The organism is Chromobacterium indicum (assembly GCF_039708975.1).
Taxonomy (GTDB): domain Bacteria; phylum Pseudomonadota; class Gammaproteobacteria; order Burkholderiales; family Chromobacteriaceae; genus Chromobacterium; species Chromobacterium piscinae.
The window spans coordinates 1-16,433 of record NZ_JAYFSJ010000008.1 but is presented as its reverse complement, the minus strand read 5'-3'; the positions used below and the strand labels follow the sequence as shown (position 1 = coordinate 16,433).

General features: G+C 65.2%; 14 protein-coding genes. 13 read left to right on the top strand and 1 reads right to left on the bottom strand.

The genetic code is table 11. The annotated features are described in order from the left end of the window. The first annotated feature begins 97 nt into the window (after positions 1 to 97). From VA599_RS11955 to VA599_RS11945, 3 genes are all read left to right on the top strand, one after another. Positions 98 to 1,771 carry a LytS/YhcK type 5TM receptor domain-containing protein gene (locus tag VA599_RS11955; protein ID WP_346788737.1) on the top strand — a complete coding sequence of 558 codons (1,674 nt, stop codon included), beginning with the start codon at positions 98 to 100 and terminating at the stop codon, positions 1,769 to 1,771. Next, entirely contained in the window at positions 1,765 to 2,511 is a 747-nt protein-coding gene (locus VA599_RS11950) for a LytR/AlgR family response regulator transcription factor (RefSeq protein ID WP_021478697.1), read from the top strand. Before VA599_RS11955 ends, VA599_RS11950 begins: the two co-directional genes overlap by 7 nt. A 106-nt stretch (positions 2,512 to 2,617) precedes the next feature. Then, positions 2,618 to 3,841: an L-lactate MFS transporter gene (locus tag VA599_RS11945; RefSeq protein WP_346788735.1), complete on the top strand. Its 1,224-nt coding sequence runs from the start codon at positions 2,618 to 2,620 to the stop codon at positions 3,839 to 3,841. Positions 3,842 to 4,232: 391 nt separating this feature from the next. Here the strand turns inward: VA599_RS11945 and VA599_RS11940 are convergent, their stop codons facing one another. Next, positions 4,233 to 4,676 carry a YaiI/YqxD family protein gene (locus VA599_RS11940; RefSeq protein ID WP_346788733.1) on the bottom strand — a complete coding sequence of 148 codons (444 nt, stop codon included), beginning with the start codon at positions 4,674 to 4,676 and terminating at the stop codon, positions 4,233 to 4,235. A 211-nt stretch (positions 4,677 to 4,887) separates the two neighbouring features. Here VA599_RS11940 and VA599_RS11935 point away from each other — a divergent pair, with 211 nt between their 5' ends. From VA599_RS11935 to VA599_RS11890, 10 genes are all read left to right on the top strand, one after another. Continuing rightward, the gene (locus VA599_RS11935; RefSeq protein ID WP_021478694.1) at positions 4,888 to 6,057 is read left to right on the top strand and encodes an isovaleryl-CoA dehydrogenase; all 1,170 of its coding nucleotides are present in this window, start codon (positions 4,888 to 4,890) and stop codon (positions 6,055 to 6,057) included. Positions 6,058 to 6,188: 131 nt separating this feature from the next. Then, a complete protein-coding gene (locus tag VA599_RS11930; protein ID WP_346788731.1) occupies positions 6,189 to 6,551 on the top strand; it encodes a nuclear transport factor 2 family protein in 363 nt (120 codons plus the stop codon). Positions 6,552 to 6,564: 13 nt separating this feature from the next. Continuing rightward, entirely contained in the window at positions 6,565 to 8,163 is a 1,599-nt protein-coding gene (locus VA599_RS11925) for a carboxyl transferase domain-containing protein (protein ID WP_346788730.1), read from the top strand. Positions 8,164 to 8,170: 7 nt separating this feature from the next. Further along, positions 8,171 to 8,962, top strand: a complete 792-nt coding sequence (locus VA599_RS11920; protein ID WP_234004344.1) for an enoyl-CoA hydratase/isomerase family protein — start codon at positions 8,171 to 8,173, stop codon at positions 8,960 to 8,962. A 13-nt stretch (positions 8,963 to 8,975) separates the two neighbouring features. Further along, entirely contained in the window at positions 8,976 to 10,931 is a 1,956-nt protein-coding gene (locus VA599_RS11915; RefSeq protein WP_346788729.1) for an acetyl/propionyl/methylcrotonyl-CoA carboxylase subunit alpha, read from the top strand. Positions 10,932 to 10,965: 34 nt separating this feature from the next. Further along, complete coding sequence (locus VA599_RS11910) at positions 10,966 to 11,448, top strand: tetratricopeptide repeat protein (protein WP_346788728.1); 483 nt, start codon at positions 10,966 to 10,968, stop codon at positions 11,446 to 11,448. Positions 11,449 to 11,458: 10 nt separating this feature from the next. Next, entirely contained in the window at positions 11,459 to 11,968 is a 510-nt protein-coding gene (locus VA599_RS11905) for a GyrI-like domain-containing protein (protein WP_346788727.1), read from the top strand. A 9-nt stretch (positions 11,969 to 11,977) separates the two neighbouring features. Next, the gene (locus tag VA599_RS11900) at positions 11,978 to 12,871 is read left to right on the top strand and encodes a hydroxymethylglutaryl-CoA lyase (RefSeq protein ID WP_166438443.1); all 894 of its coding nucleotides are present in this window, start codon (positions 11,978 to 11,980) and stop codon (positions 12,869 to 12,871) included. Between the two features lie 64 nt (positions 12,872 to 12,935). Continuing rightward, positions 12,936 to 14,897: an acetoacetate--CoA ligase gene (locus VA599_RS11895; RefSeq protein ID WP_346788726.1), complete on the top strand. Its 1,962-nt coding sequence runs from the start codon at positions 12,936 to 12,938 to the stop codon at positions 14,895 to 14,897. 298 nt (positions 14,898 to 15,195) lie between these two features. Continuing rightward, a complete protein-coding gene (locus VA599_RS11890) occupies positions 15,196 to 16,044 on the top strand; it encodes an HDOD domain-containing protein (protein ID WP_021478685.1) in 849 nt (282 codons plus the stop codon). The last annotated feature ends 389 nt before the right edge of the window (positions 16,045 to 16,433 follow it).

Genomic DNA, 16,433 nt, shown 5'->3' with positions numbered 1-16,433 from the left:
TGGCCGCCAGGCTGCCCCATTCGTCCCCATGCCTTAAAATAGCGGCAACCATTCCGGTTTCACCGATTTCCCAGCCGCCGCCGCGGCTCTGCTTCCGATGATAGAAAACAACCCGAATATGTTGCTGCTGGCGGTGTTCGAGCGCGCCGCGCTGATGCTGATGGCGCTGTTCTTCCTCACCCGCGTCCGGCCGTTCCAGGATTTGCTGCGCCAGCAACGCCATACGCCGGCGGAGCTGGCCGGCGTGTCGCTGCTGTTCTGCCTGTTCGCCGTGTTCAGCACCTATACCGGCATCCCGGTGGACGGCTCGCTGGTCAATGTCCGCACCATCGCCATCCTGGCCGGCGGCATATTGTTTGGCCCCTGGGTGGGCATTCCGGCCGGCGTCGTCTCCGGCCTGCACCGTTACCTGATCGACATCCACGGCTATACCTCGCTGCCCTGCCTGATCTCCAGCATCTGCGCCGGGCTGCTCGCCACCGCCATTCACTACCGCGCCGGCCGCCAGCGGCTGTGGCTGTACGGCATCGCCGCCGGCGTGGCCTGCGAAAGCCTGACCATGGCGCTGATCCTGTGGCTCACCAAGCCGGACGTCGGCCAGGCCATCGTCAGCCACATCGCCTACCCGATGATCACCGGCACGGTCTGCATCGGTCTGATCATCAAGCTGGTGCAGGATCTGGATGACGAAAAGGAACTGCTGGCGGCCCGCCAGGCCAAGCTGGCGCTGACCATTGCCAACCGCACCCTGCCCTATTTCCAGAACGTGGACCGCGACGCGCTGGTGGAAGTCTGCACCGTGATCCGCAACCACATCGGCGCCGACGCGGTGGCCATCACCGACACCCGCGACGTGCAGGCCTACGTCGGCCTGGGCAAGGACTATTACGAACCGGCCGCCCATTCCGCCATCGGCGAAATCACCCGCCGCGCGGTGGAACAGGATCAGATCATCATCGAGAACGACCTGCGCCAATACCGGGTGGCGGACTTCCACTCGGTGATCATCATCCCGCTGCGCGAAAACGGCCGCGTCACCGGCACGCTGAAAATCTTCTTCCGCAAGAGCGGCGGCATCACCGGCTCGCTGCGCGAACTTGCCGTCGGCCTGTCGCAGCTGATCTCCACCCAGATGGAAGCGTCGCGGATCAAGCAATTGCAGGAAATGGCGCGCAAGGCCGAGTTCGCCGCGCTGCAGAGCAAGATCAACCCGCATTTCCTGTTCAACGCGCTGAACGCCATCTCGTCCTTGATCCGCATCCAGCCGTCCGAGGCGCGGCAGCTGATCGCCAAGCTGGCCGACTACCTGCGCTACAACCTGTCGCTGGGCGACACGCTGATCGACATCCAGGAAGAGCTGAAACAGGTGCGCGACTACGTCGCCATCGAACAGGCGCGCTTCGGCAGCAAGCTGTCGGTGGTGTTCGACGTGGACGAGGTCCACGCCCGCGTGCCCAGCCTGCTGCTGCAGCCCTTGGTGGAAAACGCCATCCTGCACGGCATCCAGCCGCGCAAGGAGCCGGGCGAGGTGCGCATCGCGGTGAAGAAGCTGGACGACCGCATCCGGGTGTCGGTGCGCGACACCGGCTACGGCATCAGCCAGGAAGTGATGGACGGCATCGCCGAGGGCAAGGTGGAAAGCCGCAGCATAGGCCTATCCAACGTCAACGAGCGCATCAAGCTGCTATACGGCGAGGGCCTGCGGCTGGCCCGGCTGGAGCCCGGCACCGAGGTGAGTTTCGAACTGCCGCTGGAGGACGCCGCATGCTGAAGGCGCTGATCGTGGAAGACGAATACCTGGCGCGCGAGGAGCTGGCCTACCTGATCCAGGAGCACAGCTCCATCGAGATCGCAGCCAGCGTCGAGGACGGGCTGGAAGCGTTCAAATTCCTGCAGGAGCGCGATGTCGACGTGGTGTTCCTCGACATCAACATCCCGTCGATAGACGGCCTGCTGCTGGCCAAGAACCTGCACAAGACCACCCGGCCGCCACGCATCGTCTTCGTCACCGCCTACAAGGAGTTCGCGGTGGACGCGTTCGAGCTGGAGGCTTTCGACTACATTCTCAAGCCTTACAACGAGACCCGCATCATCGGCCTGCTGCGCAAGCTGGAGGCATTGGAGCAGGCCCCGTCGCCCATCACCGCGGCAAGCGCGCCGGCCGCCGAAGCCGCCCCGGCCAGTCGCACCGTCAACCTGGCCAAGGGCGACAGCATCATTGTCACGCCCTGCGACGACATCTACTACGTCGAGGCCGACGAGAAAATCACCCTGGTCTACACTGCGCACGACCGCTACGTGATGGCGATGAGCATCAGCGAATTCGTGTCTCGCCTGCCGGCCGACAGCTTCTTCCGCTGCCACCGCTCCTTCTGCGTCAACATCCACAAGATCCGCGAGATCGCGCCGTGGCAGAACAGCACCTACATCATCAAGCTGTACGATCTGAAGGCGGAAATCCCGGTCAGCCGCAGCAACATCAAGGCGTTCAGGCAGTTGATGCACCTTTGATTGCAGTTCATTCCGCGCCGCCTGCATTTCATTCCCGCGCTGCTCCGACTCTATAAGCGCGGGCTTATAGTCATGCCAACAGTAATGACTTTAAGCGAGCAGCGCCATGAACGCCTCAAGCAACGCCATCCGCTACCGTACCTTGGCCGGTACCGTCCTCACCCAGTTCGCGCTGGGCTCCGTCTACACCTGGAGCCTGTTCAACGCCCAGCTGTCGCACAAGCTGGGCGAGCCGGTCAGCCAGGTGGCCTTCGCCTTCGGCCTGCTCAGTCTGGCGCTGGCGGTGGCGTCATCGATGGCCGGCAAGCTGCAGGAACGCTTCGGCGTGCGCAAGGTGGCCATCGCCTCCGGCCTGATGCTGGGCCTGGGCTTCTACCTGACCTCGCAAGCCAATAACCTGATCATGCTCTACCTGTGCGCAGGCCTGCTGGTGGGCTTCGCCGACGGCGCTGGTTATCTGATGTCGCTGTCCAATTGCGTTAAGTGGTTCCCCGAGCGCAAGGGCCTGATCTCGGCCTGCGCCATCGGCGCTTACGGTCTGGGCAGCCTGGGCTTCAAGTTCATCAACCTGGCGCTGCTGTCGCATTTCAGCCTGGAAGCCACCTTCCAGCTGTGGGGCCTGATCGCCATGGCCATGGTGGTGGCGGGCGCGCTGTTGATGACTGACGCGCCCAAGCAACCGGCCGCTGCGCAAACCGGCAACAGCCGCGACTACTCGCTGGCCGAAGCGATGCGCCAACCGCAATACTGGATGCTGGCGCTGATGTTCCTGACCGTGTGCATGAGCGGCCTGTACGTGATCGGCGTGGCCAAGGACATCGGCGAGAGCTTCGTCCACCTGTCGGCCGCCACCGCCGCCAACGCGGTGGCCGTGATCGCCGTGGCCAACCTGTCCGGCCGCCTGGTGCTGGGCGTGCTGTCCGACAAGATGCCGCGCATCCGCGTCATCACCATCGCCCAGATCGCCGCGCTGGCCGGCATGCTGACCCTGCTGTTCGCCCCGCTCAACGCCGGCCTGTTCTTCGCCGCCATCGCCTGCATCGCCTTCAGCTTCGGCGGCACCATCACCGTCTACCCGTCTCTGGTCAGCGATTTCTTCGGCCTGAACAACCTGACCAAGAACTACGGCGTGATCTACCTGGGCTTCGGCATCGGCAGCATCGTCGGCTCCATCGTCGCCTCGCTGTTCGGCGGCTTCCTCGCCACCTTCCACCTGATCCTGGCCCTGCTGATCGTCGCCCTGCTGTTCTCGCTGACCATCCGCCAGCCGGGCGCGGCCCAGGCCAAGCGGGAAGACTTCGATGCCGAGCCGCAGTTGGGCAAGGCCTGAGCCTCTCCCCTTCCTGCATGACAAAGCCCCCGGACTCGGGGGCTTTTCTCATGCGATGTGATAGTGACAGCTTGTTGGCTTTTCCAATTCAGGCACATGATCGTCCATGCGACCATATCCCCTTCAGCACGCGCCGGTAAAAAAGCGCCTGGCCAGGTTTTAAGACGCCGACTTGTTCGACGCCGCGCGACGGTAGCGCGCGGCTAGTTTCGGCGGCTCCTGGCCAGGCGCTTTTTTACCGGGGTTTCACGGGCTGCAGGGGCGGCTTGGGGGTGTCGGGGGGCTGGCCGCGCAGCCCCCTGACCCGCCTACCAGGCGGAATTAGTGCCAGGACATCATCACCCTGCGGCCATGGCTTAAGGGAACGCCCGGCCTGAGCCGGACTTCCGCCCTACCGCCGCGCCAGCCAGATATCCAGCTGGCGGGCAAAAGCCTGCCGATCCGCCTGGCTCAAGGGCGGCGGTCCTTCGGTCTGCACGCCGCTGGCGCGCAGCGTGTCCATGAAGTCGCGCATCGTCAGCTGGGCGGCGATGGTTTCCTTGGAAAACGCCTCGCCGCGCCAGTTCAGCGCCTGCGCGCCCTTGGCCAGGACTTCGGACGCCAGCGGGATGTCGCCGGTGATCAACAGGTCGGTCGGCGCTATGCGGCGGGCGATCTCGTTGTCGGCCACGTCGAAGCCCTTCGGCACCTGCAGCGCGCGGATATTCGGTGCCTTCGGCACCGTCAGCAGCTGGTTGGCGACGAACACCAGCTCCACGCCGGTACGCTGCGCCGCGCGGCACAGCACTTCCCGTATCACCTTGGGACAGGCGTCGGCGTCTACCCAGATCGTCATGGCGGTTTCTTTCTCTATCAACAGGCCGCCATGATACCCGTCAATCCCGGCAATCGTATCAATGGCGACGGGGCAGCCGCTGTTTGCGGATCAAACAGCTCTGTCTTTCAATTCCTCGTCATTCCGCCATATTGACGCTTACGTAAACGTAAGCGATGATGTGCTCATCAGGCGCCGCCAGCCGCGCCGCACGCCCAACGAGGAGAATTCCATGTACAGCAGCCTGCGCTTCGCCTTCGGCGAGACTTACGACCTCCTGCGCGAATCGGTACGCGACTTCGCCGAACGCGAAATTGCCCCTCGCGCCGCCGCCATCGATCAGGACAATTTGTTCCCGGCCGATCTGTGGCGCAAGTTCGGCGAGCTGGGCTTGCTCGGCATCACCGTCAGCGAGCAGTACGGCGGCGTGGACATGGGCTACCTCGCCCACATGATCGCGATGGAAGAAATCAGCCGCGCCAGCGCCTCGGTGGGCCTGTCTTACGGCGCGCACTCCAATCTGTGCGTCAACCAGATCTACAAGAACGGCAACGACGCCCAGCGCGCCAAGTATCTGCCCAAGCTGATCTCCGGCGAACACGTCGGCGCGCTGGCGATGTCCGAGCCCAATGCCGGCTCTGACGTGGTCAGCATGAAGCTGAAGGCCGACAAGACCGACGGCGGCTATCTGCTCAACGGCAGCAAGATGTGGATCACCAACGGCGGCGACGCCGACACCCTGGTGGTCTACGCCAAAACCGACGTCAACGCCGGCCCCAAGGGCATCACCGCCTTCATCATCGAGAAGAGCTTCGGCGGATTCAGCCATGGCAGCAAGCTGGACAAGCTGGGCATGCGCGGCTCCAACACCTACCCGATCTTCTTCGACAACTGTTTCGTGCCGGACGAGAACGTGCTGGGCGGCGAAGGCAATGGCGTGAAAGTGCTGATGAGCGGCCTGGATTACGAGCGCTCGGTGCTGGCGGCGGGCCCCTTGGGCATCATGCAGGCCAGCCTGGACATCGTGGTGCCCTACCTGAACGACCGCAGCCAGTTCGGCCAACCGATAGGCGACTTCCAGCTGATGCAGGGCAAGCTGGCCGACATGTACGTCAAGCTGTCCGCCAGCCGCGCCTATGTCTACGCCGTGGGCCAGGCGCTGGACCGCGGCGAGACCGGCCGCCAGACCCGCAAGGACGCCGCCGGCGCCATTCTCTACGCGGCCGAGAACGCCACCCAGCTGGCGCTGGACGCCATCCAGTGCCTGGGCGGCAACGGCTACATCAACGAATACGCCACCGGCCGCCTGCTGCGCGACGCCAAGCTGTACGAAATCGGCGCGGGCACCAGCGAGATCCGCCGCTGGCTCATCGGCCGCGAGTTGATGTCCGAGACCCGATAAGACCTTTAAAGGACAGCCACGAAACCCACCAAAGAACACGAAAGAAAAACGAGCATCATGCGTTTCCCATCTATTGAAAGCATCGTTTTTCGTGTTTTTCGTGGGGTTCGTGGCAAAACAGAGGTTTAAAAATGCCCGTGCTTTCTTCCGGCAACGCCGCCGAACGCATCGTCCAGACCCAGCTGGACGCCTACAACGCCCGTAACCTTGAGACCTTCGCCGCCTGCTACGCCGAGGACGTCAAGGTCTACCGCCTGCCGTCCATGGCGCTGAGCCTGGACGGCCGCGCCGCGCTGGCCGACCACTACGCCGCCAAGCGCTTCAATCTGCCCCGGCTGCACGCCGCGCTGCTGCACCGCATCGTCCAGGGCAGCCGCGTCATCGACCACGAGGACGTGACGCTGGACGGCGAAAACCGTTTTCGCGCCGTCGCCATCTACGACGTCAACGCCGACGGCCTGATCGCCGCCGTCTGGTTCGTCGACGCCGAATGACAAGGTAAACCACATGCCCATCCTGGAATCCAAGCTGTCGCCGCGCGCCGCGGACTTCGTCGCCAACGCCGACAAGATGCGCGCGCTGGTGGACGATCTGAAAGACAAGGTCGCCAAGGCCGCGCTGGGCGGCGGCGAGAAAGCCCGCGCCAAGCACACCGCGCGCGGCAAGCTGCTGCCGCGCGAGCGCATCGACCTGCTGCTGGACTCGGGCGCGCCGTTTCTGGAGCTGTCCCAGCTCGCCGCCTACGGCATGTATGGCGACGACGCCCCCGGCGCGGGCATGATAGCCGGCATCGGCCGCATTTCCGGCGTCGACTGCCTGATCATCGCCAACGACGCCACCGTCAAGGGCGGCACCTATTATCCGATGACGGTGAAGAAGCATTTGCGCGCGCAGGAAATCGCCCGCGAAAACCGCTTGCCCTGCGTCTACCTGGTGGACTCCGGCGGCGCCTTCCTGCCGCTGCAGGACGAAGTGTTTCCGGACAAGGAGCACTTCGGCCGCATCTTCTACAACCAGGCCAATCTGTCCGCCGCCGGCATCCCGCAGATCGCCGTGGTGATGGGCAGCTGCACCGCCGGCGGCGCCTATGTGCCGGCGATGAGCGACGAAACCGTCATCGTCAAGGAACAAGGCACCATCTTCCTGGGCGGCCCGCCCTTGGTGCGCGCGGCCACCGGCGAGGTGGTCAGCGCCGAAGAATTGGGCGGCGGCGATGTACACACAAAAATCTCCGGCGTCGCCGACCACTTGGCCCAGAACGATGCCCACGCGCTGTCCATCGCCCGCCGCATCGTGTCGGACCTGAACTGGAAAAAACAGGGCGAACTGGACCGCGCCGAGCCCAAGCCGCCGCGCTACGCCGCAGAAGAAATCTACGGCGTGATCCCGGCCGATCCGAAAAAACCGTTCGACGTGCGCGAGATCATCGCCCGGCTGGTGGACGATTCGGACTTTGACGAATTCAAGCAGAACTACGGCACCACGCTGGTGACGGGCTTCGCCCGCCTCAACGGCTACCGCGTCGGCATCCTCGCCAACAACGGCATCCTGTTCTCCGAGTCCGCGCTGAAAGGCGCGCACTTCGTCGAGCTGTGCTGCCAGCGCGGCATCCCGCTGATCTTCCTGCAGAACATCACCGGCTTCATGGTGGGCAAGAAGTACGAAAACGGCGGCATCGCCAAGGACGGCGCCAAGCTGGTGACGGCGGTGGCCTGCGCCAAGGTGCCCAAATTCACCGTGCTGATAGGCGGCAGCTTCGGCGCCGGCAACTACGGCATGTGCGGCCGCGCCTACTCGCCGCGCTTTTTGTGGATGTGGCCGAACAGCCGCATCTCGGTGATGGGCGGCGAACAGGCCGCCGGCGTGCTGGCCCAAGTGAAGAAGGAACAGCTGGGCGACGCCTTCACGCCTGAGCAGGAAGAAGCGCTGAAAGCCCCGGTGCGCCAGCAGTACGAGGAACAAGGCCACCCCTACTACGCCAGCGCGCGGCTGTGGGACGACGGCGTGATCGACCCGGCCCAGACCCGCGACGCGCTGGCGCTGGCGCTGGAGGCCTCGCTGTCGGCCCCGGTCGAAGCCACGCGCTTCGGCGTGTTCCGGATGTAAGGAGCGGATGATGAGCTACACCACGCTGCAAATCGAGCAAACCGGCAAGGTGGCCACCGTCTGGCTGAACCGGCCGGAGCTGCACAACGCGCTGAACGAGGTGCTGATCGCCGAGCTGACCGAGGCGATGCGCCAGCTGAACCGCAAGCAGGACGTGCGCGTCATCGTGCTGGCCGGCCGCGGCAAAAGCTTCTGCGCCGGCGCGGACCTGGACTGGATGCGCCGCGCCGCCGGCTACAGCGAAGCTGAAAACCTGGCCGACGCGCAAAAGCTGGCTGCCATGCTGAAGAGCGTCTACCGCAGCGCCAAGCCGGTGATCGCCCGCATCCACGGCGCGGCGATGGCCGGCGGCACCGGCCTCGCGGCCGTCTGCGACATCGCCATCGCCACCGACGCCGCCAAGTTCGCGCTGACCGAGGTGCGGCTGGGCCTGATTCCGGCCACCATCGGCCCCTATGTCGCCGACGCCATCGGCCCGCGCCAGGCGCGGCGCTACTTCCTGTCCGCAGAGCGCATCACCGCCGGCACCGCGCTGAAGCTGGGCCTGATCCACGAACTGGTCAGCGAGGAGCTGCTGGACGAGCGCGTGGCCGAGATCGCCGAGGAACTGGCCAAGGGCGCGCCCGGCGCGCTGCGCGAGGCCAAGCTGCTGCTGGCCGAGCTCCGCGAAGGCTCACCGTGGGACGACCAATTGCTGGAGCGCACCGCCGGCCGCATCGCCTCCATCCGCGCCGGCGACGAGGCGCGCGAAGGACTGGCGTCATTCTTCGAAAAACGCGCGCCCAAGTGGCAGGAATAACAAGGATAAGGCCATGTTCAACAAGATTCTGATCGCCAACAGGGGTGAGATAGCCTGCCGCGTCATCAAGACCGCCAAGGCACTCGGCATCGCCACCGTCGCCGTCTACTCCGACGCCGACGCCGACGCCCGCTTCGTCAAGCTGGCCGACGAGGCCTACCGCCTCGGCCCGGCGCCGGCCGCCGAATCCTATCTGCGCGCCGATTTGATCCTGGCCATCGCCCTGCAGAGCGGCGCCCAGGCGGTGCACCCCGGCTACGGCTTCCTGTCCGAGAACGAGGACTTCGCCGCCGCCTGCGAAGCCGCCGGCATCGCCTTCATCGGTCCGCCGGCCTCGGCCATCGCCGCGATGGGCAGCAAATCCGCCGCCAAAGCGCTGATGGAGAAAGCCGGCGTGCCGCTGGTGCCCGGCTACCACGGCGACGAGCAAGACCCGGCGTTGCTGCAAAAGCAGGCCAACGCCATCGGCTACCCGGTTTTGATCAAGGCCAGCGCCGGCGGCGGCGGCAAAGGCATGCGCATCGTCGAGCAGGCCGGCGACTTCGCCGCCGCCCTCGCCTCCTGCCAGCGCGAAGCGCGCGCCAGCTTCGGCGACGACAAGGTGCTGGTGGAGAAATACCTGACCAAGCCGCGCCACGTCGAGATTCAAGTCTTCGCCGACAAGCTGGGCGGCTGCGTCTACCTGTTCGAGCGCGACTGCTCGGTGCAGCGCCGCCATCAAAAAGTGCTGGAAGAAGCGCCGGCCCCGCACCTGCCGCAAGCCACCCGCGAAGCGATGGGCGAAGCCGCCGTGGCCGCCGCGCGCGCGGTGGGCTATGTCGGCGCCGGTACAGTCGAGTTCATCATGGACGTGGACACGGGCAAGTTCTACTTCATGGAGATGAACACCCGGCTGCAGGTGGAACACCCGGTCACCGAGATGATCACCGGCCAGGACCTGGTGGCCTGGCAGCTGGCCGTCGCCGCTGGCGGCGAACTGCCGCTGAAGCAAGAACAGCTCGCCATCCGCGGCCACGCGATCGAGGCGCGCATCTACGCCGAAGACCCGGACAAGGGCTTCCTGCCGTCCACCGGCACGCTGGTTCACCTGGCGACGCCGGTCGAATCCGCCTGCGTGCGCATCGACGCCGGCGTCGAGCAAGGCGACGCCATCTCGCCGTTCTACGATCCGATGATCGCCAAGCTGATCGTCTGGGGCGAGACCCGCGAGGCGGCGCTCAGACAGATGGATGCCGCGCTGGCGCAATATCAGATCGTCGGCCTGTCCAGCAATGTGTCTTTCCTGCGCCGCATCGTGAACCATCCCAGCTTCTCCAGCGGCCAGGTCGACACCGGCCTGATCGCCCGCCATCACGACGAGCTGCTGCCGCCGCCCGCCGCGCCTACCGCCAGGCAGCTGGCCTTGCTGGCGCTGGCCGAAGCGCTGGCGAATCAGGCGCCCTATCCTGTATCCGCCGGCTGGCGCTTGAACGGGCGATTGACGCGCCGCTTCGCCTTCCAGCGCGATGAGGACGACTACAGCGTGGCGCTCAGCCATCTGGACGACGGCTACGCCATCCGCGTCGGCGCGGAAAGCTTCGCCGCCCAGGCAAGCCTAGTCGGCCACCGGCTGGAGGCGGCGCTCGACGGCGTCAAGATCAAGGCTGTCGTCATCCGCCACGGCGCGCGACGCGTGCTGTTCGACAACGGCGAGCGGCTGGGCGTCGACTTCGTCGATCCCTATGCCTACACCGAGCTGGGCGTGCATGGCGAAACCCATTTGAAAGCGCCGATGCCTGGCCGGGTGGTGGCGCTGCTGGCGGAAATCGGCAAGAAGGTGGCCAAAGGCTCGCCGCTGCTGATCCTGGAAGCGATGAAGATGGAGCACACCATCACCGCGCCGGGCGACGGCGTGGTGCAGGATTTCTATTTCTCCGCCGGCGAGCAAGTCAATGATGGTGACGAGCTGGTCGATTTTGCCGCAGAATGACAAAATCATTTTCCTGACTTCATAAGGCAAGGACATGCACATCGCCCTGGAAAACATCCAGCAACTGCGCCAGCGCGGCGAGCACGAAGCCGCGCGCAGCCAGGCGCTGGAGCTGTTGCGGCACCAGCCCCAGCATGCCGACCTGCATTACCTCGCCGCCTGCATTCACGACAGCCTGGGCCTGGAAGAGGAAGCCATCCCCCATTACCAGCAGGCGCTGGAGCTGGGGCTGAGCGGCGATACCGCGGCCGAAGCCTGGCTGGGCCTGGGCAGCAGCAATCGCGCGCTGGGCCGCTTCGACCAAGCCGAAGCCGCGCTGCGGGAAGGCTTGCGGCAGTTCCCGGAACACCACGCGCTGCGCGCCTTCCTGGCGATGGCGCTGTACAACCGCGGCCAGCACAAGGAAGCCACGCAGAGCCTGCTGGCGCTGCTGGCCGACGGCAGCGCCGACCACGGCATCCGCGCCTACCGCCGCGCCATCCGCTTCTACGCTGAAGACCTTGACCGCACCTGGTAACGAGACCGACATGGACCCCGTCATCATCAATCATCCCGGCCTGTCGCTGGCCGGCTACGGCATCCCCACCCGGCTGGAAAACGGCGACAACCTGCGCCAGATTCCCGCCTTCTGGAACGATTACGCCGAACGGCTGCGCCAGCCGCTGCTGGACGCGCTGGGCAAACCGCACGCCCCGGAATACGGCGTCACCTGCGACTTCAATCCGCAAACCGGCGGCTTCCGCTACCTGATCGCGATGGAATGCCCGGCGGACGGCGCGCCGCCGCCGGACAGCGAGCGCCGCAACCTGGCGCCGGCCAAGTACGCGGTGTTCACCACGCCGCCGGCGGCCGACCCGGCCAGTTTCGGCGAAGCCATCGTCGCAACCTGGCAGCACATCTACCAGACCTGGCTGCCCGCGTCCGCCAAGTGGGAACACGCGCCGGGCGAATCCTTCGAACGCTACGACGGACGCTGCTCACCCGGCAGGGATACCCTGCAGATGGACATCTACATCCCCATCCAGCCCAAGCGCTGAAGGAAAGCCATGCAAAGCGTCAAGCTAGTGGAAGTGGGTCCGCGCGACGGGCTGCAGAACGAGAAACAGCCGCTTAGCGCCGAGATCAAGCTGGAACTGATCCGCCGCCTGGCCGAAACCGGCCTGTCCGCGATCGAGGCCGGCGCCTTCGTGTCGCCCAAGTGGGTGCCGCAGATGGCCGGCAGCGCCGAGGTGCTGGCCGCGCTGGACGCGTCCGGCCCCATCGCCTACCCGGTGCTGGTGCCCAACGACAAGGGACTGGACGCGGCGCTGGCTGCCGGCGCGCGCGAAATCGCAGTGTTCGGCGCCGCCAGCGAAAGCTTCAGCCAGAAGAACATCAACGCCAGCATCGCCGAAAGCCTGCAACGCTTCGAAAGCGTGGCCCGCCGCGCGCTGGACGCCGGCGTCAGGGTGCGCGGCTACGTGTCCTGCGTGGTCGGCTGTCCGTACGAGGGACGGATCGCGCCGCAAAAAGTGGCCGAGGTGTCCCGGGCGCTGGCCGACCTGGGCTGCTACGAGATCTCGCTGGGCGACACCATAGGCGTGGGCACCCCGGCCTCGGTGCGCGAGATGCTGGACGCGGTGCTGGACGCCGTGCCGGCCAAGCAGCTGGCCGGCCATTTCCACGATACCTACGGCATGGCCGTCGCCAACATCCGCGCCGCGCTGGACATCGGCCTGCGCGTGTTCGACGCCTCGGTGGCGGGATTGGGCGGCTGCCCGTACGCCCGCGGCGCATCCGGCAACGTCGCCACCGAAGACGTGGCCTACCTGCTGGCGGGCGAGGGCTACCACACTGGCATCGATCTCACTAAACTGGTGGATGTCGCCTGGTTCATCGCCGACGCGCTGGGCAAGCCCCCCGCCTCCAAACTGGCGCACGCGCTCGGCCGCCAGGGCTGAAACCATACCGGCGAGTCCGCTCCCCCAAAGCAAAACAAACAGGCGGGCCGCCACAGGAGAAACCATGCAAGCACGCGTTACCCCGATCTGGACGCCCTCCGCCGAGCGGCTGTCCGGCTGCCATCTCACCGCCTTCGCCCGCCTGGCCGAAACCGTCTGGGGCAAGGAGCTGCCCGACTACCACCGCCTGTGGCGCGCCAGCGTCGAAGACCCGGGCCGCTTCTGGTCGCTGGTATGGGATTACTGCGGCGTGATCGGCGACAAGGGCTCGGTCGCGCTGGAAAACGGCGACGACATGCTGGCCGCCCGCTTCTTTCCCGAATCCCGGCTCAACTTCGCGGAAAACCTGCTGCGCCGCGACGACGACACGCTGGCCGTGGTGTTCCGCGGCGAGGACAAGATCGAGCAGAAACTGTCCTGGCGCGAGCTGAACCAGTTGGTCTCCCGCCTGCAGCAGGCGATGCGCGCGGCCGGCATCCAGCCGGGCGACCGCGTAGCCGGCTTCATGCCCAATATACCGGCTACGCTGGCGGCGATGCTGGCCGCCAGCAGCCTAGGCGCGGTGTGGACCAGCGGCTCGCCCGACTTCGGCACCGACGGCGCGCTGGACCGCTTCGGCCAGACCGAGCCCAAGATCCTGTTCTGCCCGGATGGCTACTGGTACAACGGCAAGGCGGTGGACATCCGCGCCAAGATGATCCACCTGGCGGAGAAGCTGCCCAGCGTGGAGCGCTTCGTGGTGGTGCCCTACTTGGGCGATGGCGTGGACTTCGCCTCCGCCGTGCCGCGCGCGCAGACGCTGGGCGCCTTCCTCGCCGGCTTCGACGCCCGCCCGGTGGAATACCTGCGCCTGCCGTTCAACCACCCGTTGTACATCCTGTATTCCAGCGGCACCACCGGCAAGCCCAAGTGCATCGTCCACGGCGCCGGCGGCACGCTGCTGCAGCACCTGAAGGAACACCAGCTGCACGCCGACGTCCATCAGGGCGACCACCTGTTCTACTTCACCACCTGCGGCTGGATGATGTGGAACTGGCTGGTGAGCGGCCTCGCCTCCGGCGCGGCGCTGATGCTGTACGACGGCTCGCCGTTCGCCGATGACGGCCGCGCGCAGTGGGACTACGCCGCCGAGCACGGCTTCACCCACTTCGGCACCTCGGCCAAGTACATCGACAGCCTGAGGAAAACCCCTCTCGTCCCCGCCCGCGACTGGCAGCTGCCCAAGCTGCGCAGCCTGTTCTCCACCGGCTCGCCGCTGGTGGCGGAAAGCTACGACTGGGTGTACGAGAACATCAAGTCCGACCTCAACCTCGCCTCCGTCTCCGGCGGCACCGACATTGTCTCCTGCTTCGCGCTGGGCGCGCCGACGCTGCCGGTCTACCGCGGCGAGCTGCAATGCCGCGGCCTGGGGATGGCGGTGGACATCTACGATGAGCTGGGCCGCCCGCTGTACCGCGAAAAAGGCGAGCTGGTCTGCCTGAAGCCGTTCCCGTCCATGCCGATCGGTTTCTGGAACGACCCTGACGGCGAGAAATACCGCCAAGCCTACTTCGGCCGCTTCCCCAACATCTGGTGCCACGGCGACTACGCCGAAGTCACCCAGCACGACGGCGTGATCATCTACGGCCGCTCCGACGCGGTGCTCAATCCCGGCGGCGTGCGCATCGGCACCGCCGAAATCTACCGGCAGGTGGAAGCGTTCCCGGAAGTGCTGGAGAGCCTGGCCGTCGGCCAAGCCTGGCAGGACGACGAGCGCGTGGTGCTGTTCGTCAAGCTGCGCGAGGGCGTGCAGCTTGACGAAGACCTGGCCGGCCGCATCAAGGCCCAGATCAAGAACGGCGCCAGCCCCCGCCACGTACCCGCCCGCATCGTCGCGGTGGCCGACATCCCCCGCACCGTCAGCGGCAAGATCGTCGAACTGGCGGTGAAGAATGTGATCCATGGCCGTCCGGTCAGCAATGTCAGCGCGCTGGCCAATCCGGAAGCGCTAAAGCTGTTCGAAAACCTGAGCGAGCTGGGCGAATAAACTGCCGCCGCGCGCGCGATTCAGCAAACGAGGGTAGCCGCCCTCGTTTTTATTTTCGCCGCGCGATCGGCAACGGCCCGGCCAAAACCTCTCCAACGCGACAGCTTCATTCCGAAATCCGCCAAATGCGCGAGGCGGGGGCAATATCGGGATGTTTTCAAGCGCTGGAAGCCTGGAACTGAATTATTATGAATAGAAGGCTAAAGCGCTTGCCTGGCAGCGATGGATCCCGCGAATGCGGGCGGAATCCGCCGATCGCGCGAGCAAAGCGAAGCGCAACGATTTACGGAGCGGAAAAATGTTGAGCCGGCACCAGCAAGGCTGGGGTGTTGAACAATGGGCGGCCTACCTGAAAGACAAGGACATTCCCGTTCTATCGGCGACGCGGGATATTTTCCAATCGCTGAAATCCCAGGGGAAAGAGGCGCCTGAATTTTCGCCGCGGGAACTGGTGGAAATGGTTCACGACGATCCCTATCTGGCCGTCAAATTGCTGATAGAGGCCGAGCGGCACCGCTCCAGGCGGCTGGGCAAGGAAACCACCACCCAATTGGCCACCATCCTCCAGCTGGGCAGCGATGAATTATATTCGCTGATTTCCAGAAGCCCGGTCGTGAATGTGGATCATCCCGGCTGGAAAGCGGCGGTTTCCACCGCCGTCATGGCGTCCAGCATCGCGCGGGCGTGGTCGAATTTCCGTGCCGACACCTCGCCCGAGGAAATCTCGCTGGCCACGCTGCTTTCCGAAACCGGAGATTTGCTGCTTTGGCATTTCGCGCCGGAATTGCCGACCGCCGCCATCGCGGAATTCGAATCCGGACGCGCCAACCGAACCGGCTTGGCCCAGTTGAACACCGCCGGATTCACCTTCCGGCAATTGACGCTGGCGCTGGCCGACATCTGGCAGTTGCCGCAGATGATCAGCCAGCTGATCAGGGGCGTCGACCGGCCGCGCACCCATATCGCGCAAATCGCCATCGACTGCGCCCGCCACCTGACCCAGGATCCGGACAACCCGGCCCTGCCTTTCGATATCGACAATATCTCCCAGTACATACCAGGCGTCGCCAAGGAAAAACTGATCTCGGCCCTGCCGCTTTCCGATGAGCAGAAGACTCATATTCTCGCGGGCCTGCAAGGAGAATGAAAAGCCGGCCCTTATGGCTCGCCGCACAAATCGAAGCAAGGTACGGTTGACGTTTTGGAACGACACGCCGAGTCTTGATCATGAACACTGCACTTTGGTCGGCATGATCCATCTTTAATTAGTGTCCGAAAACTCAGAACAAACCAAGTCCAACCTGCCCAAAAGTACAGCCACCTCCATCACATCCCTATCTTTAAAAAGGTTATCCTGCGTTCTTCCCATTCTGTTACATCCCGACAAGCGCCCGACGCTCAGAGGCGCATGCATGGAAGAACCATGGACATTACTGCCCTGCTCGCCTCCTTCGCCTCCGCCTTCTCCCAAGCCAACCGCCATATCACCCTTGCCATCGCCAGCGACGCCGCCGGCCCGGAACAGCTGCTGCCGCA